This window comes from Streptomyces sp. NPDC048349 (assembly GCF_040651925.1).
GTDB lineage: Bacteria > Actinomycetota > Actinomycetes > Streptomycetales > Streptomycetaceae > Streptomyces.
On sequence record NZ_JBEZLA010000003.1, the window covers coordinates 109,948 to 128,859 of the forward strand.

The window sequence follows — 18,912 nt, forward strand, 5'->3', positions numbered from 1 at the left end:
CTGCCGCCTTGTCGGTAGTGAGGGTGGGGTGGGGCCGCTCGGCGGAGCCGCTCCCCGCCGTGCCCTTTCCCCGGTTCCCGGGACTCCGCCCGGGCCCCCGCGCCTCACACGCCGGCGAGGCTGCACTGCAGCCCGTCCGGCGTGTGAGGACCGGGATCTGGGGCGGAGCCCCGGTTTCGGGAAGGGGCGGGGCGGTGGAAGGCCCCGCAGGGCCCGGTTACTTGGCCGCGGCCTTCTTCGCCGGCTTGGCCGCCGGCTTCGGGGCCTCCTCGGCCGGAGCCCCGGCCTTGGCCGGAGCCTCGGCCTCGGCCTTGGCCGGGGGCTCGGACGGGACCGGGTCGGACGACCGCAGCTTCGCCACGCCGAACTTCAGCGAGGCCTCGTACGTGTTGTCCGGGTCCAGCCGGCGCAGCTCCTCCGCCAGGAGCTCGGCCGTGTCGCGGCGCTTGAGCGCCACGTTGCGGTCGGGCTGCCCCGGCATGCACAGCGTGGCCAGCGCTCCGTCCGCCCGGTCCAGGACGATCGCGCCGTCCTTGGTCTCCAGGCGTACGGCCGTCAGACCCGGACCCGCCGACGGCGTGCGCCGGACGGGCACCTGGAGCCGGTCCGCCAGCCACATGGCCAGCAGCTCGCAGCTCGGGTTGTCCGACTCGCCCTCGACGCTCGCCGAGGAGACCGACAGGTTCTGCTGGTCCAGTGCGGCCGCCAGCATCGAGCGCCACGGGGTGATCCGGGTCCACGACAGGTCCGTGTCCCCGGGTGCGTAGGCCGCGGCGCGGGCCGCGAGCGCCCCGGTCGGGTCCTCGCAGGAGTACGTGTCCGTGATCCGGCGCTGGCCCAGCGCCCCCAGCGGGTCGCCCGCCAGGTCCGCGGGAGCACCGTCCGGCCACCAGACGACCACGGGGGCGTCCGGCAGCAGAAGGGGGAGAACCACCGACTGGGCGTGGTCGACCAGTTCGCCGTGAAGGCGGAGCACGACCGTCTCGCCGGTGCCGGAGTCCGCCCCGACGCGGACTTCCGCGTCAAGACGGGCATCACGGCGGCTGCGCGGCGAGCGGCTGACCCGCTTGATGACGACGACGATCCGCGAGGGGTGTTCGTGGGACGCGTCGTTCGCCGACTTGAGCGCGTCGTACGCGTTCTCCTCGTCGGTCACGATCACCAGCGTGAGGACCATGCCGATGGCCGGCGTGCCGATGTCCCGGCGTGCCTGCACCAGCGCGGCGTTGATCTTGCTGGAGTTGGTCTCCGTGAGGTCGATCTTCATGGCCGGCGCCAGCTCCGTCCGTCTCGTGCGAGCATCTCGTCCGCCTCGACCGGCCCCCAGGTGCCCGCCGGATACTGCGCGGGCTTGCCGTGCTTGTCCCAGTACTCCTCGATCGGGTCGAGGATGTTCCAGGACAGTTCGACCTCCTGGTGACGCGGGAAGAGGTTCGCGTCGCCCAGCAGGACGTCCAGGATGAGCCGCTCGTACGCCTCGGGGCTCGACTCCGTGAAGGACTCGCCGTACGCGAAGTCCATCGTGACGTCCCGGACCTCCATGGAGGTGCCCGGGACCTTGGAGCCGAAGCGGACCGTCACGCCCTCGTCCGGCTGGACCCGGATGACCAGGGCGTTCTGTCCCAGCTCCTCGGTCGCACCCGACTCGAACGGCAGGTAGGGGGCCCGCTTGAAGACCACCGCGATCTCGGTCACCCGGCGGCCCAGGCGCTTGCCCGTCCGCAGGTAGAACGGGACGCCCGCCCAGCGGCGGTTGTTGATCTCCAGGCGGATGGCCGCGTAGGTGTCGGTCTTCGACTTGGGGTCGATGCCGTCCTCTTCGAGGTACCCGACGACCTTCTCGCCGCCCTGCCACGCGGCCGCGTACTGGCCGCGCACGGTGTGCTTGCCCAGGTCATCCGGCAGCTGCACGGCGGTCAGCACCTTGAGCTTCTCCGCCACCAGCGCCTTCGGGTGGAAGGAGCCCGGCTCCTCCATCGCGGTCAGCGCGAGCAGCTGGAGCAGGTGGTTCTGGATGACGTCACGCGCCGCGCCGATGCCGTCGTAGTAGCCGGCCCGGCCGCCGATGCCGATGTCCTCGGCCATGGTGATCTGCACGTGGTCGACGTACGACCGGTTCCAGATCGGCTCGAACATGGTGTTCGCGAAGCGGAGCGCCAGGATGTTCTGGACGGTCTCCTTGCCGAGGTAGTGGTCGATCCGGAAGACCTCGTCACGCGGGAAGACCTCGTGGACGACCTTGTTGAGCTCCTCGGCGCTCTTCAGGTCGTGGCCGAAGGGCTTCTCGATGACGGCGCGCCGCCAGGAGCCCTCCTTCTGGGCCAGACCGTGGTCCTTGAGCTGCTGGACCACCTTGGGGAAGAACTTCGGCGGGACGGACAGGTAGAAGGCGAAGTTGCCGCCCGTGCCCTGCGCCTTGTCGAGTTCGTCGATCGTCGCCTTCAGCGTCTCGAAGGCCGCGTCGTCGTCGAAGTCGCCCTGGACGAACCGGCAGCCCTGCACCAGCTGCTGCCAGACCTCCTCCCGGAACGGCGTGCGCGAGTGCTCCTTGACGGCCTCGTACACCTCCTGGGCGAAGTCCTCGTGCTCCCACTCCCGGCGGGCGAAGCCGATCAGCGAGAAGCCCGGGGGGAGCAGGCCGCGGTTGGCCAGGTCGTAGACGGCAGGCATCAGCTTCTTGCGCGACAGGTCACCCGTAACGCCGAAAATGACCAGGCCGGACGGCCCCGCGATGCGCGGGAGCCGCCGGTCCTGTGCGTCACGAAGCGGGTTCGCTCCGTTTACAGACAAGGTGTTCAGGCCTCCGTGGGGGCGAGGCGCTCGAGCTCCGCCTCGGTCGACTTCAGCAGGTCGTTCCAGGACGCCTCGAACTTCTCGACGCCCTCGTCCTCGAGCAGCTGCACCACATCGTCGTACGAGATGCCCAGCTTCGCGACCGCATCGAGCTCGGCGCGCGCCTGCTCGTAGCTGCCGCGCACGGTGTCGCCCGTGATCTGCCCGTGGTCGGCGGTGGCCTCCAAGGTGGCCTCCGGCATGGTGTTCACGGTGTTCGGGGCGACCAGGTCGTCCACGTACAGGGTGTCCTTGTACGCCGGGTCCTTGACGCCCGTCGAGGCCCACAGCGCACGCTGCTTGTTGGCGCCGACCCGCTCCAGGGCGGTCCAGCGGTCCGAGGAGAAGACCTCCTCGTAGGCCTGGTAGGCCAGACGGGCGTTGGCGAGCGCCGCCTTGCCCTTCAGGGCCTTGGCCTCGTCGGTGCCGACGGCGTCCAGGCGCTTGTCGATCTCGCTGTCCACGCGGGACACGAAGAAGGAGGCGACCGAGTGGATCAGGGAGAGGTCCAGACCGGCGGCCTTGGCCTTCTCCAGACCCGCCAGGTAGGCGTCCATGACCTCGCGGTAGCGCTCCAGCGAGAAGATCAGCGTGACGTTGACGCTGATGCCCTTGCCGATGACCTCGGTGATCGCCGGCAGGCCGGCCTTGGTCGCCGGGATCTTGATGAGCGTGTTCGGGCGGTCCACCAGCCAGGCGAGCTGCTTGGCCTCGGCGACGGTCGCCGCGGTGTCGTGGGCCAGGCGCGGGTCGACCTCGATCGACACGCGGCCGTCCTGGCCGTCGGTGCGGTCGTAGACCGGGCGCAGGATGTCGGCGGCGTCGCGGACGTCCGCCGTGGTGATCATGCGCAGGGCCTCGTCGACGGTCACCTTGCGGGTCGCGAGGTCGGTGAGCTGCTGCTCGTACCCCTCGCCGCCGCTGATGGCCTTCTGGAAGATCGCCGGGTTGGTGGTGACGCCGACCACGTGCGACTCGTCGATGAGCTCGGCCAGGTTGCCGGACGTGATGCGCTTGCGGGACAGGTCGTCCAGCCAGATCGCCACGCCCTCGTCGGAGAGGCGCTTGAGTGCGTCTGTCATGGGAATTGCATCTCCTACTGGTTCGGTACGGGCGTCAGCGTGCGGCTGCGGCGAGGGAGGCCTTGGCGGCGGCGGTCACGGCCTCGGCGGTGAAGCCGAACTCGCGGAACAGCACCTTCGCGTCGGCGGAGGCGCCGAAGTGTTCCAGGGACACGATCCGGCCCGCGTCGCCGACGTAGCGGTGCCAGGTCAGGCCGATGCCCGCCTCGACCGCGACGCGCGCCCTGACGGAGGACGGCAGGACGCTGTCCTTGTACGCCTGGTCCTGCTCCTCGAACCACTCGACGGACGGCATCGAGACGACCCGGGTCGGGATGCCCTCGGCCTGGAGCTGCTCGCGGGCCTCGACGGCCAGGTGCACCTCGGAGCCGGTGCCGATGAGGACGACCTCCGCAGGACCGCCCTCGGCCTCGAACATCACGTACCCGCCCTTGGCGGCGTCCTCGTTGCGCGCGTAGGTCGGCACGCCCTGGCGGGTCAGGGCCAGGCCGTGCGGGGCACCCTTGCCGAACACCTTGGTGTGGCGCTTGAGGATCTCGCGCCAGGCGATGGCGGTCTCGTTGGCGTCGGCCGGGCGGACCACGTTCAGGCCCGGGATGGCGCGCAGCGAGGCGAGGTGCTCGACCGGCTGGTGGGTGGGGCCGTCCTCGCCCAGACCGATGGAGTCGTGCGTCCACACGTAGGTGACCGGCACGTGCATCAGGGCGGAGAGGCGGACCGCGTTGCGCATGTAGTCGGAGAACACCAGGAAGGTGCCGCCGTAGATGCGGGTGTGGCCGTGCAGGGCGATGCCGTTCATGGCCGCGGCCATGGCGTGCTCGCGGATGCCGAAGTGGATGGTGCGGCCGTACGGGTCGGCCTCCGGCAGCGGGTTGCCCACCGGCAGGAACGAGGATTCCTTGTCGATGGTGGTGTTGTTGGAGCCGGCCAGGTCGGCCGAGCCGCCCCACAGCTCCGGGATGACCGCGCCGAGGGCCTGCAGGACCTTGCCGGAGGCGGCGCGGGTGGCGACGCCCTTGCCGGCCTCGAAGACGGGGAGCTCGTCCTCCCAGCCCGCGGGCAGCTCATTGGCGTTGATGCGGTCGAACTCGGCCGCGCGCTGCGGGTTGGCGGTGCGCCAGGCGGAGAAGTCCTTCTCCCACGCGGCCTTGGCCTCGCGGCCGCGGTCCAGCGCCTTGCGGGTGTGCGCGATGACCTCGTCGGAGACCTCGAAGGTCTGCTCCGGGTCGAAGCCGAGGACGCGCTTGGTGGCCGCGACCTCGTCGTCGCCGAGCGCGGAGCCGTGCGAGGCCTCGGTGCCCTGGGCGTGCGGAGCCGGCCAGGCGATGATCGAGCGGGCCGCGATGAAGGACGGACGCCCGGTCTCGGCCTTGGCCGCCTGCAGCGCCGCGTAGAGGGCCTTCGGGTCGAGGTCGCCGTTCTCCTGCTGCGCGACGCGCTGGACGTGCCAGCCGTACGCCTCGTAGCGCTTGAGGGTGTCCTCGGAGACGGCCGTCTCGGTGTCACCCTCGATGGAGATGTGGTTGTCGTCCCACAGCAGCACCAGGTTGCCGAGCTTCTGGTGGCCCGCCAGCGCGGACGCCTCGTGGGAGATGCCCTCCTGGAGGCAGCCGTCGCCCGCGATCACGTAGACCATGTGGTCGAACGGGGAGGTGCCGGGGGCGGCCTCCGGGTCGAACAGGCCGCGCTCGTAGCGGGCGGCCATGGCCATGCCCACTGCGTTGGCGATGCCCTGGCCGAGGGGGCCGGTGGTGGTCTCCACGCCGGCCGTGTGGCCGTACTCCGGGTGGCCGGGGGTCTTCGAACCCCAGGTGCGGAACGCCTTGAGGTCGTCCAGCTCGAGGCCGAAGCCGCCCAGGTACAGCTGCGTGTACAGGGTGAGGGACGAGTGCCCCGCGGAGAGCACGAAGCGGTCGCGGCCCACCCACTCGGGGTCTGCCGGGTCGTGCCGCATCACCTTCTGGAAGAGGGTGTACGCGGCGGGGGCCAGGCTCATCGCCGTACCGGGGTGGCCGTTTCCGACCTTCTGGACCGCGTCAGCGGCCAGAACGCGGGCGGTGTCGACGGCCCGCTGGTCCAGTTCGGTCCACTCGAGCTCTGTGGTGGTCGGCTTGGTGCTCACCTGGGTCAGGGCTCCTCTCCACATGTCTGTTCCCGGTGACGGACGGTCGCACCGGCGCGATTCCGAGCCTACCCCCGCAACGGCGTGCAGCTATTCGAGTGTCCGCAGACGGTCACCGTGCCGTCACCGGACCGTCAGCTCCGTTCGGACCAACACGACGCGACCCCCGCGCAGGGCGACGTATGACCAACGTCTACAGTGGCGTGGTACGTGCAAGCCCTTGTGGTGCTTGCTGGTTTCTCTCTCAGGGGTGTGCGTGACGGCCGTCGAATCCCGTCCAGCGGGGGTGCTCGCGACGAGCGCCGGTCAGCGGCCGTTCGGGGCCCGGGCCATGGCTTTCGTGGCATTGACCAAGCCGCGGATCATCGAACTTCTGCTGATCACCACAGTGCCGGTCATGTTCCTCGCCGAGCAGGGCGTGCCCTCGCTGTGGCTGGTCCTCGCGACCTGCTTCGGCGGGTACCTGTCCGCGGGCGGCGCCAACGCGCTGAACATGTACATCGACCGCGACATCGACGCGCTGATGGACCGGACCTCGCAGCGCCCGCTGGTGACCGGCATGGTCAGCCCGCGTGAGTGCCTGGTCTTCGGCATCACCCTGGCCGTGGTCTCGACGCTCTTCTTCGGCTTCCTGGTCAACTGGCTGTCGGCCGCCCTCGCGCTCGGCGCGCTCCTCTTCTACGTCGTGGTCTACACGATGCTGCTGAAGCGGCGCACCACCCAGAACATCGTCTGGGGTGGCATCGCGGGCTGCATGCCGGTGCTCATCGGCTGGTCCGCCGTCAAGGACGAGGTCTCCTGGGCCGCGGTCATCCTCTTCCTCGTCATCTTCTTCTGGACGCCGCCGCACTACTGGCCGCTGTCGATGAAGGTGAAGGACGACTACGCGCGCGTCGGCGTGCCGATGCTCCCCGTCGTGGCGGGCAACCAGGCCGTCGCCCGTCAGATCGTCCTCTACAGCTGGGTGATGGTGGGGGTCTCGCTGCTGCTCACCCCGCTGGGGTACACCGGCTGGTTCTACACGGCGGTCGCGCTGGTCTCGGGCGGCTGGTGGCTGTGGGAGGCGCACGCGCTGCACGCGCGGGCCAAGGCCGGGGTCACGGGCGCGAAGCTCAAGGAGATGCGCCTGTTCCACTGGTCGATCACCTACGTGTCGCTGCTGTTCGTGGCGGTGGCCGTGGATCCCTTCCTCCGCTGATTACTCACCGGTAGCATGCCCTCCATGGCAGACACCGCAGACACCACCGCAGCGACCGCGGACAAGAAGCAGGACCGTACGGCGGCGAAGCTCGCCAAGCAGATCGGCGCGTTCGCCAAGCAGCACGGCGGCGCCGAGGGCCACCTCGCCCACATCGGGCAGGCGGGCACCCGGATCGTGCTCGTCGGCAAGGACGGCGAGTGGGGCGACCTGGTCGCCCCGGCCTTCGCGGTGGCGCAGCTGGCCGCCGAGAAGGCCGCGCTGACCCTCCACGAGGAGTTCGACGGGGAGTTCGCCGCGAGCGTGCGCACCGGCCCGTACGAGTGGACGCGGATGGCCGGCATCCAGCTCGGCGGACCCGAGAACCCGGCCGCCTGACCCCGGCGGTGGCCGCTCGGTCAACAGCGCGAGCAACACCTCACACCCCGCTCACCCGTTAGGACGTGTGGAAGCCCCTTCCTCACGTCCGCAACGGGATGCCCGGATGATCGAAACGCCGCCCCTGGTGGACCAGTACTGCCACGGAGTACTCCGTACGGAGCTGGGCCTGGGCACCTTCGAGGCCCAGCTGATCCGCTCGGCCGGTCCGCCCGCCGCGGGCACCACCTTCTTCGACACGCAGACCGGTTTCGCGGTGCGCCGCTGGTGCCCGCCGCTGCTCGGACTGGAGCCGCACGCCGCCCCCGCCCGCTACCTGGCCCGCCGGCGGGAGCTGGGCGCCGCCGAGTCCGCGCGGCTGCTGCTGCGGGGCTCCGGGATCGCCGCCTTCGTGGTCGACACCGGCGCGGTGGGGGACCTGACCGGCCCCAAGGAGCTGGCGCTCGCGGGGGACGCCGAGGCCTTCGAGACGGTCCGCCTGGAACCGCTGGCCGAGCAGGTCGCCGACACCTCCGGGACCGTGTCCGCCTTTCTGGCGAACCTCGCCGAGGCCGTGCACCACGCCGCCACCGGGGCCGTGGCCTTCACCTGCGGTGCCGCCGCCGACCCCGCGTCCGTACTGGCCGACGCCCCCGAGCCGCCCGATCCCGGGGAGGTGCGCGGGGCGGCCGGGCGCTGGCTGGACCGGCGGACCAGGGGCGGGACCGTGCGCGACCCCGTCCTGCTGCGGCACCTGGTCTGGAGCGCGGTCGCGTGCGGGCTGCCGCTGCAGCTGCACACCGGAGCGGGGGACCCGGCGCCGCTGACCGGGTTCGTACGGGCCACCGCGGGCCTGGGCACGCGACTGGTCCTGCTCGGCGGGTACCCCCACCACCGGCAGACGGCGCAGCTGGCCGCGGCCCACCCGCACGTCTACGCCGACGCCGGCGCGGCCCTCGGGCAGACCGGGGCCCGCGCCGCGGCGGTCCTCGCCGAATCGCTGGAGCTCGCCCCGTTCGGGAAGCTGCTGTTCTCCAGCGGCGGGCGGCGCCTGCCCGAGCTGCACGCGGTGGGCGCCCTGGTGTTCCGGGAGGCGCTGGGCCGGGTGCTGGGCGGCTGGGTCGCGGACGGGGCCTGGTCCTGGACGGACGCGGGCCGGGTGGCCGCCATGATCGCGGCGGGCAATGCCCGCCGCGTGTACCGCCTGGACGAGCGGGGGTGACCCCCCGGTCAGACGGAGGAGAGCTGGGGGTCGCCCTGGGCCGGGATCTCCGCCTGCGTCACCGGCCGTTCGCGCAGGCTCAGCGCGACCCGCAGCACCGCGATCCACACCAGGCAGGAGCCGAGCATGTGGGCGGCGACGAGCAGCTCGGGCAGCTCGGTGAAGAACTGCACGTAGCCGATGGCGCCCTGCGCGAGGAGCACGATCAGCAGGTCGCGGGCGCGCGCCCGGGTGTCCGCCGGGGCGTCGACCACGCGCAGCACCAGCCACATCGCCACGGCCAGCGCGCACACCAGCCAGGCGGCGATCGCGTGCACGTGGGCGGTGCCCGACCAGTCGAAGGGCATCCGCCGGATCTCGCTGCTGTCGCCCGCGTGCGGTCCGGAACCGGTGACGACCGTGCCCGCCGCGATCAGCACGAGGGTCGTCGCGACCAGCGCCCACGACAGCTTGCGCACCGGGCCGGGCACGCGCGGCCGGGCCGCGGTGTCGCCCTCGCCGGTTCGCTGCCAGCTGACGGTGGTCACCGCGATCAGCGAGGTGGCGAGCAGGAAGTGCCCGGCCACGCTGTACGGGTTGAGGCCCGTCATGACGGTGATCCCGCCGAGCACGGCGTTGGCCATCACGATGAGGAACTGCAACCAGCCGAGCCTGGTCAGCGAGCGGCGCCAGGGCTTGGCCGAGCGGGCCGCGAGGATGTACCAGCCGACGGCCCCGGAGAGCACGTACGTCAGCATCCGGTTGCCGAACTCGATGGCCCCGTGGAAGCCCTGGGCCTGCGTCGCGATCAGGCTGTCGTCCGTGCACTTGGGCCAGGTGTCGCAGCCGAGACCGGAGCCGGTGAGCCGCACCGCGCCGCCGGTGATGACGATGGCCACGCTCATGACGAGGGCGGCGAGCGCGGCGCGCCGGACGATCCGGGGTGACGGAGTCCAGCGCCTGGCGATGAAGGCGAATGGGTTCAACACGGCCCCTATCGTAGGCCGAGCCTTGTGCAAAGTTTCACGAGGGGGTGGCCGGAGGTCTGTCCGAGCCCGCGTACAGCCGGAACCGGGCGCCCGCCGGGTCGCCCTCCTCGTGCCACCACACGTGGATGCGCCAGGGGACGCCGTCCCCGGGGTGGTCCGCCGAGGCCGCGAATTCCCGGACCAGTTCGTCCCCTATCTCCTTCGCCGTCCTGTTCCTGACCTCCGTGGCGCTGTGCCATGGATGGGGGAGTGCGTTCCACAGGCCGTCAGGGCCGCGCACCTCGACGCGCCACACCGCGAGCCAGGGAGTGACCTCCAGCATCGTGCGCACCTGTTCGGCGCCCAGGCCCAGCCGCGCCGCGATCTCGGATTCGGCCACTCCCTGCACGCGGGCGGCCACCACGGCCCGGGGCAGCAGCCGTTCGGGCAGCAGTCCCTGCGCGCGCAGACCCACGAGGGAGTCGAAGGCCAGGAAGCGCAGGCGCAGTTCCAGCTGGTGGCCGATGTGGTCCAGGGCCCCCTCGGCCTCCTCGGACGCCTCCGGGCCGTGGCCGGCGAGCAGCAGCTGCCGGAAGTCCGACTCGGCGTCCACCGCCCAGGCCACGGCTTCCTCGGTGGCCCCCAGCTCCGCGAGGCGGTCCCCGAGGAACACCTTCGCCTGGGCCAGGCCGCGACGGTTGACCGGGTCCGCCTGGTCCAGGCCCGCCCACACCCCGACCGCGGCCCGGGTCAGATCACGGGCGCGCTCCCCGGCGGCCCGCTCCATGGCGGTCGGCCCCTCGGTGGCGGCCGGGCCCAGCGGATGCCTGGGCAGCCGGTACTCGTCGCTCAGCGGCCAGGCCAGCCACACGCCGTGGTTGATCAGCCCGCGGGCGTACCAGCGGGCGAACTCGGGGGAGTACGGGGCTGCGCGCTCGGAGCTGCGCAGCCCCTCCTCGATCGTGGCGAGGGCGCAGGCGCGGTCCCCTTCGGCGAAGCGCAGCGCGGCCCGGTCGGCGAGGCGCAGCCCCAGCCGCGCGGTGCACTCGGGGTCGTCGGGATGGGCGCGCAGGGCCGCGATCAGCTCGTCGAGCAGCCGCTCGCGCTCCTGCGGTTCCGCGTGCGCCGCCCCCGACCGCACCCGTGCCCACTGCTCGTCCAGCCGTAGAACGGCCTCCCGCTGCACCATGTCCGCCCCCCGGCTTCATGTGTGGAGGCGCCCATCCTCGCGGCAATGCCGCGGCGGGGGGAAGGGATTCACTCCCAGCGGAACAGGCGTGCGGCGGCCCCCAGGCCCGCGGCGGCCCAGGCCGCCAGCACCGCCGCGTCGCGCCACGGCAGCGCGGCGCCGTGCTGGAGCACCTCGCGCAGGCCGTCGGACAGGGCGGAGATGGGCAGCAGCTCCAGGACGGAGCGGACGGCGTCCGGGAACTTCTCCAGCGGCACGATCACCCCGCCGCCGACCAGCAGCAGCAGGAACACCAGGTTCGCGGCGGCCAGCGTCATCTCGGCCTTGAGGGTGCCGGCCATCAGCAGGCCGAGCCCGGAGAACGCGGCGGTGCCGAGGAGGACCAGCGCGGCCACCGACAGCGGGTTCCCGTGCGGGGACCAGCCCAGCGCGAAGGCGATCGCGGTCAGCAGGGCGATCTGGAGCACCTCGGTGACCAGCACGGACAGGGTCTTGGCCGCCATGAGGGCCCAGCGCGGCAGCGGCGAGGCCCCGAGCCGCTTGAGGACCCCGTAGCGGCGGTCGAAGCCGGTGGCGATGGCCTGGCCGGTGAAGGCGGTGGACATCACGGCGAGCGCCAGGATGCCGGGGGCCAGGAAGTCCACGGACGTGCCGGCCCCGGTGTCGACGATGTCGACGGCGGAGAAGAGGGTCAGCAGCAGGGCCGGGATGATCACGGTCAGCAGCAGCTGCTCCCCGTTGCGCAGCAGCATCCGGGTCTCCAGGGCCGTCTGCGCGAGGATCATGCGGGAGACGGGTGCCGCCCCCGGGTAGGGGGTGAACGTGCCGGCGCTCATCCGCGCAGCTCCTTGCCGGTGAGTTCCAAGAAGACGTCCTCCAGGGTGTGCCGCTCCACCGAGAGGCTGTCCGGCATGACGCCGTGCTGCGCGCACCAGGAGGCGACGGTGGCGAGCAGCTGGGGGTGGACGTCGCCGGTGACCCGGTAGACGCCGGGGGTGAGCTCTGCGGCCCGGGTGCCGTCGGGCAGCGCCTTCAGCAGGGAGGCGAGGTCGAGGGAGGGGCGGCCGGTGAAGCGCAGGGTGTTCTCGGCGCCGCCCCGGCACAGCCGCTCGGGGCTGCCGTGGGCGATGACCCGGCCCGCGTCCACGATGGCGACCTCGTCGGCGAGCTGCTCGGCCTCGTCCATGTGGTGGGTGGTGAGGACGACGGTGACCCCGTCGGCGCGCAGCTCCCGTACGAGGTCCCAGGTCGCGCGGCGGGCCTGCGGGTCCAGGCCGGCGGTGGGCTCGTCGAGGAAGACCAGTTCGGGGCGGCCCACCACGGCCATGGCGAGGGCCAGGCGCTGCTGCTGCCCGCCGGAGAGCCTGCGGTAGGCGGTCCGGCCGCAGCCGCCGAGGCCGAGGCGTTCCACCAGGGGGTCGACCTCGAGCGGGTCGGCGTAGAGCTTGGCCATGTGGCGGAGCATCTCGACGGCGCGGGCTCCGGAGTAGACGCCCCCGGACTGGAGCATCACGCCGATCCGCGGGCGCAGCGCCTCGGCCTGGGCGACCGGGTCGAGGCCGAGGACGCGGACGGTTCCGGCGTCGGGGCGGCGGTAGCCCTCGCAGGTTTCCACCGTGGTCGTCTTGCCCGCGCCGTTGGGGCCGAGGACGGCGGTGACGGAGGCCTTCGCGACGGTGAGGTCCAGGCCGTCCACGGCCGTCTTTGCGCCGTACCTCTTCACCAGTCCGCGGATCTCCACGGCGGGGTCGTTGCTCATGGGGGGTGAGTCTACGGAGGCGGGGGAGGGGCTCGGGTCCCGGGGTCGAGGGTGACGGGCCGCTCGCACGTGACCTTCTCGCGCGGCCCGGGGAGCGGTATGCGCGGCCTCGGATCCGAACACCGCGTCGCAAAGAGGCGAACAAGAGGCGAACACCACGTCGCAAAAATGACTGTTTTCGTATCCGGCCCACCCTGGATGGCGCAGCGTCGCTCGGTGATCTTTTCCGGAATCGGCGGGTACCGTACCCGGCTGCACCTTCGGTGGAGGATGGCTGGTGGGGGCGGTGGACGGGTGCGCCGCCGGGGGTCGGAGGGAACGCGGAGCGTTCCCCTCCGGATAACTCTGCGTCGACAAATAAGGTAACCCTTAGTGATGGAGGCCACCAGGAGTGGCCTCCGTCACGGCTTGTCGGCGCTCGACTAATTACGCAACAATGGCGTTGTGAAATACGGCGAACGGCAGATCGAGACCCCCCAGGGGGAGCTCGCGACCGGGGAGCGGTCAACCCGCAACCGGGTCGCGCGGTCCATCCTGGACCACGGTCCGTCCACCGTCGCCGACCTCGCCCAGCGTCTCGGCCTCACCCAGGCCGCCGTCCGCCGCCACCTCGACACGCTCGTCGCCGACGACGTGGTCGCACCCCGTGAGCAGCGTGTGTACGGCGCACGCACCCGGGGCCGGCCCGCCAAGGTCTTCGCGCTCACCGACTGCGGCCGCGACGCCTTCGACCAGTCCTACGACACGCTCGCCGCGGACGCCCTGCGCTGGATCGCGCAGTCCGTCGGCGGCGGAGAGCGCGGAGAGGCGGCCGTCGCCGCCTTCGCCAGGGCCCGGATGGAAGCGCAGGCGCAGAGCTACCGCGAGGCCGTCGAGGCCGCCGCCCCGGCGGAGCGCACGGAGGCCCTTGCCAGGGCGTTGACCGCGGACGGGTACGCTGCTACGGCGAAGAGCGCTCCCGGTCCGCACAGCGGTGAACAGCTCTGCCAGCACCACTGCCCGGTCGCACACGTCGCCGAGCAGTTCCCGCAGCTCTGCGAGGCGGAGACCGAGGTCTTCTCGCGCCTGCTCGGGACACACGTTCAGCGCCTCGCCACGATCGCCCACGGCGACGGGGTGTGCACGACGTTCATTCCGCGTAGCGCGAGCGCCACACAGACCGACACATCAGTATCTGCAAGCACGGCCGGGAGGAACCCCGCATGACCACGGAGACTGCTCACCCTGAGCTCGATGGCCTGGGCACCTACGAATACGGCTGGGCCGACTCCGACGCGGCCGGCGCGGCTGCCAAGCGGGGTCTGTCCGAGGAAGTCGTCCGCGACATCTCGTCGAAGAAGTCCGAGCCCGAGTGGATGCTGAAGCTCCGCCTCAAGGGCCTCAAGCTCTTCGACAAGAAGCCCATGCCGAACTGGGGCTCCGACCTCTCGGGCATCGACTTCGACAACATCAAGTACTTCGTGCGTTCCACCGAGAAGCAGGCCGCTTCCTGGGAGGACCTGCCCGAGGACATCAAGAACACGTACGACAAGCTCGGCATCCCCGAGGCGGAGAAGCAGCGCCTCGTCGCCGGTGTCGCGGCCCAGTACGAGTCCGAGGTCGTCTACCACCAGATCCGCGAGGACCTGGAGGAGCAGGGCGTCATCTTCCTCGACACGGACACCGCGCTCAAGGAGCACCCGGAGCTCTTCCAGGAGTACTTCGGCACGGTCATCCCGGTCGGCGACAACAAGTTCGCGTCGCTGAACACCGCGGTGTGGTCCGGCGGCTCGTTCATCTACGTCCCCAAGGGTGTCCACGTGGACATCCCGCTCCAGGCCTACTTCCGCATCAACACGGAGAACATGGGCCAGTTCGAGCGGACGCTGATCATCGTCGACGAGGACGCCTACGTCCACTACGTCGAGGGCTGCACCGCCCCGATCTACTCCTCCGACTCGCTGCACAGCGCCGTCGTCGAGATCATCGTGAAGAAGGGCGGCCGCTGCCGCTACACGACGATCCAGAACTGGTCCAACAACGTCTACAACCTGGTCACCAAGCGCGCCGTGGCGTACGAGGGCGCGACCATGGAGTGGATCGACGGCAACATCGGTTCCAAGGTCACCATGAAGTACCCGGCCGTCTACCTGATGGGCGAGCACGCCAAGGGCGAGACCCTGTCCATCGCCTTCGCGGGCGAGGGCCAGCACCAGGACGCCGGCTCCAAGATGGTCCACATGGCGCCGAACACCTCCTCGAACATCGTCTCCAAGTCGGTGGCGCGAGGCGGCGGCCGCACCTCCTACCGCGGCCTGGTCGAGATCGGCGAGGGCGCCGCGGGCTCGAAGTCCAACGTGCTGTGCGACGCGCTGCTCGTCGACACCATCTCCCGCTCGGACACGTACCCCTACGTGGACGTCCGCGAGGACGACGTGACCATGGGCCACGAGGCCACCGTCTCCAAGGTCTCCGACGACCAGCTCTTCTACCTGATGCAGCGCGGCCTCACCGAGTTCGAGGCCATGGCCATGATCGTGCGCGGCTTCGTGGAGCCGATCGCGAAGGAGCTGCCGATGGAGTACGCGCTGGAGCTCAACCGGCTGATCGAGCTGCAGATGGAGGGCTCGGTCGGCTAGTCCCGACCGCCCCCTCCCGGCAGCACATTCTTTGTAGACGTAGGAAGAGAGCAAGACGACAGCCATGGCTGAGGCTCAGAACATTCCGGCGGGCTCCACCACCGCCGGCGCGATCGCGGTGGCCGCCGAGTCCACCGTCGCCACCCGGATGAGCGCGCCCCCGTCCTTCGACGTGGCCGACTTCCCGGTCCCGCACGGCCGCGAGGAGGAGTGGCGGTTCACCCCGCTGGCCCGCCTCAAGGGCCTGCACGACGGCACCGCGGTCGCCAACGGAACCATGAAGGCCCAGATCGACGCGCCCGAGGGCGTCACCGTCGAGTCCGTCGAGCGCGGCGACGAGCGGATCGGCAAGGCCGGCACCCCCGTCGACCGCGTCTCCGCCCAGGCCTTCTCCGCGTTCGCCAAGGCCACGGTCGTCACCGTGCCCAAGGAGACCGTGCTCGACGAGCCGATCCGCGTCGCGCTGCACGGTGAGGGCGGTACGACCTTCGGGCACACCGTCTTCGACATCAAGCCGTTCGCCGAGGCGATCATCGTGATCGACCACACCGGTGACGGCGTGCGCGCCGCGAACGTCGACATCCTCGTCGGGGACGGCGCCAAGGTGACCTTCGTGTCCGTCCAGGACTGGGACGACACCGCGGTCCACACCTCGCAGCACAACGCCCTGGTCGGCCGCGACGCCAGCTTCAAGTCCGTCGTCGTCACCTTCGGCGGCGACCTGGTGCGCCTCCACCCGCGCGTCAGCTACGCGGGCCCCGGCGGCGAGGCCGAGATGCTCGGCCTGTACTTCACGGACGCCGGCCAGCACCAGGAGCACCGCCTCCTGGTCACCCACGACGCCCCGCACTGCAAGTCGAACGTGGTCTACAAGGGTGCGCTCCAGGGCCAGGACGCCCACGCCGTCTGGATCGGCGACGTGCTCATCGAGAAGACCGCCGAGGGCACCGACACCTACGAGATGAACCGCAACCTCGTCCTCACGGACGGCGCGCGGGTCGACTCGGTGCCGAACCTGGAGATCGAGACCGGTGAGATCGTCGGCGCCGGCCACGCCTCGGCGACCGGCCGTTTCGACGACGAGCAGCTCTTCTACCTGCAGGCCCGCGGCATCCCGGCCGACGAGGCCCGCCGCCTGGTCGTGCGCGGCTTCTTCGCCGAGCTCGTCCAGCAGATCGGTGTCCCGGACATCGAGGAGCGCCTCATCACCAAGATCGAGACCGAGCTCCAGGGTTCCGTCTGATGAATTACGTCAAGGCCTGCGCGCTGAGCGAGCTGGAGGAGAACACCCCGAAGCGGGTGGAACTCGACGGCACGCCGGTGTCCATCGTCTCCACCGAGGGCGAGGTGTTCGCGATCAACGACATCTGCTCGCACGCGAACGTCTCCCTCTCGGAGGGCGAGGTCGAGGACTGCATGATCGAGTGCTGGCTGCACGGGTCGGCGTTCGACCTGCGCACCGGCAAGCCCTCCGGTCTGCCCGCGACCCGCCCCGTACCCGTATACCCCGTAAAGATCGAAGGGGACGACGTGCTCGTCTCCCTCACCCAGGAGTCCTGAGGTATCCATGGCAACGCTTGAAATCCACGACCTGCACGTCTCCGTCGAGGCCGAGAACGGCGCCCGCGAGATCCTCAAGGGCGTCGACCTCACCGTCAAGCAGGGTGAGACGCACGCCATCATGGGTCCGAACGGCTCCGGAAAGTCCACGCTGGCGTACTCGCTGGCCGGTCACCCGAAGTACACCATCACCGGTGGCACCGTGACCCTCGACGGCGAAGACGTCCTGGAGATGTCCGTCGACGAGCGCGCCCGCGCCGGCCTGTTCCTCGCCATGCAGTACCCGGTCGAGGTCCCCGGCGTCTCGGTCTCCAACTTCCTGCGCACCTCGGCCACCGCCATCCGCGGCGAGGCCCCGAAGCTGCGTACCTGGGTGAAGGAGGTCAAGTCCGCCATGGAGCAGCTCCAGATGGACCCGGCCTTCGCCGAGCGCAACGTGAACGAGGGCTTCTCCGGCGGTGAGAAGAAGCGCCACGAGATCCTCCAGCTGGAGCTCCTGAAGCCGAAGATCGCGATCCTCGACGAGACCGACTCCGGCCTCGACGTCGACGCGCTGCGCATCGTCTCCGAGGGTGTCAACCGCGTCCGCGAGACCGGCGAGGTCGGCACCCTGCTGATCACGCACTACACGCGCATCCTGCGCTACATCAAGCCCGACTTCGTGCACGTGTTCGCGAACGGCCGCATCGCCGAGTCCGGCGGCGCCGAGCTCGCCGACCAGCTGGAGGCCGAGGGCTACGACAAGTACGTGAAGGGTGGCGCGACCGCGTGACACAGCTGCCTGGCCTCCTCGACATCGAGGCGATCCGCAAGGACTTCCCCCTGCTGGATCGTGTGGTCCACGACGGGAAGAAGATCGTTTACCTGGACAACGCGGCGACTTCGCAGAAGCCGCGCCAGGTGCTCGACGCGCTGAACGAGTACTACGAGCGGCACAACGCCAACGTCCACCGCGGCGTGCACGTGCTCGCCGAGGAGGCCACGGCGCTGTACGAGGGTGCCCGCGACAAGGTCGCCGCCTTCATCAACGCGCCGAGCCGCGACGAGGTGATCTTCACCAAGAACGCCTCGGAGTCGCTCAACCTGGTCGCGAACATGCTCGGCTGGGCGGACGAGCCCTACCGGGTCGACCGCGACACCGAGATCGCCATCACGGAGATGGAGCACCACTCCAACATCGTGCCGTGGCAGCTGCTCTCGCAGCGCACCGGTGCGAAGCTGAAGTGGTTCGGCCTCACCGACGACGGCCGGCTCGACCTGTCCAACATCGAAGAGGTCATCACGGAGAAGACGAAGATCGTCTCCTTCACGCTGGTCTCCAACATCATGGGCACGGTCAACCCGGTCGAGGCGATCGTCCGCCGCGCCCAGGACGTCGGCGCCCTGGTGCTGATCGACGCCTCCCAGGCCGCGCCGCACATGCCGCTGGACGTGCAGGGGCTCGGCGCCGACTTCGTGGCCTTCACCGGCCACAAGATGTGCGGCCCGACCGGCATCGGTGTGCTCTGGGGCCGCCAGGAGCTCCTGGAGGACCTGCCTCCGTTCCTCGGTGGCGGCGAGATGATCGAGACCGTGTCGATGCACGCCTCGACCTACGCCCCGGCACCGCACAAGTTCGAGGCCGGCACGCCCCCGATCGCCCAGGCCGTCGGTCTCGGCGCGGCCGTGGACTACCTCTCCGCGATCGGCATGGACAAGATCGCCGCGCATGAGCACGCGATCACCGAGTACGCGATCAAGCGCCTCGCCGAGGTGCCCGACCTGCGGATCATCGGCCCCACCACGGCCGAGGACCGCGGCGCGGCGATCTCCTTCGTGCTCGGCGACATCCATCCGCACGACGTCGGCCAGGTGCTGGACGAGCAGGGCATCGCGGTCCGCGTGGGACACCACTGCGCGCGCCCGGTCTGCCTGCGGTACGGAATTCCGGCGACGACCCGAGCGTCTTTCTACCTGTACTCCTCTCCCGCCGACGTCGATGCGCTGGTTGACGGGCTGGAGCACGTACGGAACTTCTTCGGCTGAC

At 70.7% G+C, this 18,912-nt stretch carries 17 protein-coding genes; 9 read left to right on the plus strand and 8 right to left on the minus strand.

Features of this window, described 5'->3' with window-relative positions:
* Positions 1-217: 217 nt before the first annotated feature.
* The 4 genes from opcA to tkt are packed head-to-tail and all read right to left on the minus strand — an operon-like array spanning position 218 to position 6,036.
* The gene (opcA, locus tag AB0D44_RS03425; RefSeq protein ID WP_362583650.1) at positions 218-1,267 is read right to left on the minus strand and encodes a glucose-6-phosphate dehydrogenase assembly protein OpcA; all 1,050 of its coding nucleotides are present in this window, start codon (positions 1,265-1,267) and stop codon (positions 218-220) included.
* On the minus strand, positions 1,264-2,790 hold the full coding sequence (gene zwf / locus AB0D44_RS03430) for a glucose-6-phosphate dehydrogenase (RefSeq protein WP_362583652.1): 1,527 nt from the start codon (positions 2,788-2,790) through the stop codon (positions 1,264-1,266). The genes opcA and zwf overlap by 4 nt, the downstream gene beginning before the upstream one ends.
* 5 nt (positions 2,791-2,795) lie before the next feature.
* Positions 2,796-3,914, minus strand: a complete 1,119-nt coding sequence (gene tal, locus AB0D44_RS03435) for a transaldolase (RefSeq protein ID WP_362583655.1) — start codon at positions 3,912-3,914, stop codon at positions 2,796-2,798.
* Between the two features lie 34 nt (positions 3,915-3,948).
* On the minus strand, positions 3,949-6,036 hold the full coding sequence (tkt, locus tag AB0D44_RS03440; protein WP_362583658.1) for a transketolase: 2,088 nt from the start codon (positions 6,034-6,036) through the stop codon (positions 3,949-3,951).
* Between the two features lie 256 nt (positions 6,037-6,292).
* Here tkt and AB0D44_RS03445 point away from each other — a divergent pair, with 256 nt between their 5' ends.
* The 3 genes from AB0D44_RS03445 to AB0D44_RS03455 all read left to right on the plus strand — a co-directional run bounded on the left by AB0D44_RS03445 (position 6,293) and on the right by AB0D44_RS03455 (position 8,813).
* Positions 6,293-7,234, plus strand: a complete 942-nt coding sequence (locus AB0D44_RS03445) for a heme o synthase (protein WP_362583661.1) — start codon at positions 6,293-6,295, stop codon at positions 7,232-7,234.
* 15 nt (positions 7,235-7,249) lie between these two features.
* On the plus strand, positions 7,250-7,612 hold the full coding sequence (locus tag AB0D44_RS03450; protein ID WP_362583664.1) for a hypothetical protein: 363 nt from the start codon (positions 7,250-7,252) through the stop codon (positions 7,610-7,612).
* Positions 7,613-7,718: 106 nt separating this feature from the next.
* Positions 7,719-8,813 (plus strand): amidohydrolase family protein, encoded by a 1,095-nt coding sequence (locus AB0D44_RS03455; RefSeq protein WP_362583666.1) that lies wholly within the window; start codon positions 7,719-7,721, stop codon positions 8,811-8,813.
* Between the two features lie 8 nt (positions 8,814-8,821).
* On the opposite strand, the gene AB0D44_RS03460 is transcribed toward AB0D44_RS03455, so the two are convergent.
* The 4 genes from AB0D44_RS03460 to AB0D44_RS03475 form a co-directional block, all read right to left on the minus strand.
* On the minus strand, positions 8,822-9,790 hold the full coding sequence (locus tag AB0D44_RS03460) for a COX15/CtaA family protein (protein WP_362583939.1): 969 nt from the start codon (positions 9,788-9,790) through the stop codon (positions 8,822-8,824).
* 25 nt (positions 9,791-9,815) lie between these two features.
* A complete protein-coding gene (locus AB0D44_RS03465) occupies positions 9,816-10,949 on the minus strand; it encodes a hypothetical protein (RefSeq protein WP_362583669.1) in 1,134 nt (377 codons plus the stop codon).
* A gap of 68 nt (positions 10,950-11,017) precedes the next feature.
* A complete protein-coding gene (locus AB0D44_RS03470) occupies positions 11,018-11,785 on the minus strand; it encodes an ABC transporter permease (protein WP_362583671.1) in 768 nt (255 codons plus the stop codon).
* Positions 11,782-12,708, minus strand: coding sequence for an ABC transporter ATP-binding protein (locus tag AB0D44_RS03475; RefSeq protein WP_362583674.1), 927 nt, complete (start codon positions 12,706-12,708; stop codon positions 11,782-11,784). The genes AB0D44_RS03470 and AB0D44_RS03475 overlap by 4 nt, the downstream gene beginning before the upstream one ends.
* Positions 12,709-13,173: 465 nt before the next feature.
* Here AB0D44_RS03475 and AB0D44_RS03480 point away from each other — a divergent pair, with 465 nt between their 5' ends.
* The 6 genes from AB0D44_RS03480 (at position 13,174) to AB0D44_RS03505 (ending at position 18,911) form a co-directional block, all read left to right on the plus strand.
* Positions 13,174-13,914, plus strand: a complete 741-nt coding sequence (locus AB0D44_RS03480; protein ID WP_362583941.1) for an ArsR family transcriptional regulator — start codon at positions 13,174-13,176, stop codon at positions 13,912-13,914.
* The gene (gene sufB / locus AB0D44_RS03485; RefSeq protein WP_362583677.1) at positions 13,911-15,326 is read left to right on the plus strand and encodes a Fe-S cluster assembly protein SufB; all 1,416 of its coding nucleotides are present in this window, start codon (positions 13,911-13,913) and stop codon (positions 15,324-15,326) included. Before AB0D44_RS03480 ends, sufB begins: the two co-directional genes overlap by 4 nt.
* A 64-nt stretch (positions 15,327-15,390) precedes the next feature.
* Complete coding sequence (sufD, locus tag AB0D44_RS03490; RefSeq protein WP_362583680.1) at positions 15,391-16,569, plus strand: Fe-S cluster assembly protein SufD; 1,179 nt, start codon at positions 15,391-15,393, stop codon at positions 16,567-16,569.
* Complete coding sequence (locus tag AB0D44_RS03495; protein WP_030009135.1) at positions 16,569-16,886, plus strand: bifunctional 3-phenylpropionate/cinnamic acid dioxygenase ferredoxin subunit; 318 nt, start codon at positions 16,569-16,571, stop codon at positions 16,884-16,886. Before sufD ends, AB0D44_RS03495 begins: the two co-directional genes overlap by 1 nt.
* A 7-nt stretch (positions 16,887-16,893) precedes the next feature.
* Positions 16,894-17,658 (plus strand): Fe-S cluster assembly ATPase SufC, encoded by a 765-nt coding sequence (gene sufC / locus AB0D44_RS03500; RefSeq protein WP_030388906.1) that lies wholly within the window; start codon positions 16,894-16,896, stop codon positions 17,656-17,658.
* Positions 17,655-18,911, plus strand: coding sequence for a cysteine desulfurase (locus tag AB0D44_RS03505; protein WP_362583684.1), 1,257 nt, complete (start codon positions 17,655-17,657; stop codon positions 18,909-18,911). Before sufC ends, AB0D44_RS03505 begins: the two co-directional genes overlap by 4 nt.
* Position 18,912 lies beyond the last annotated feature (1 nt).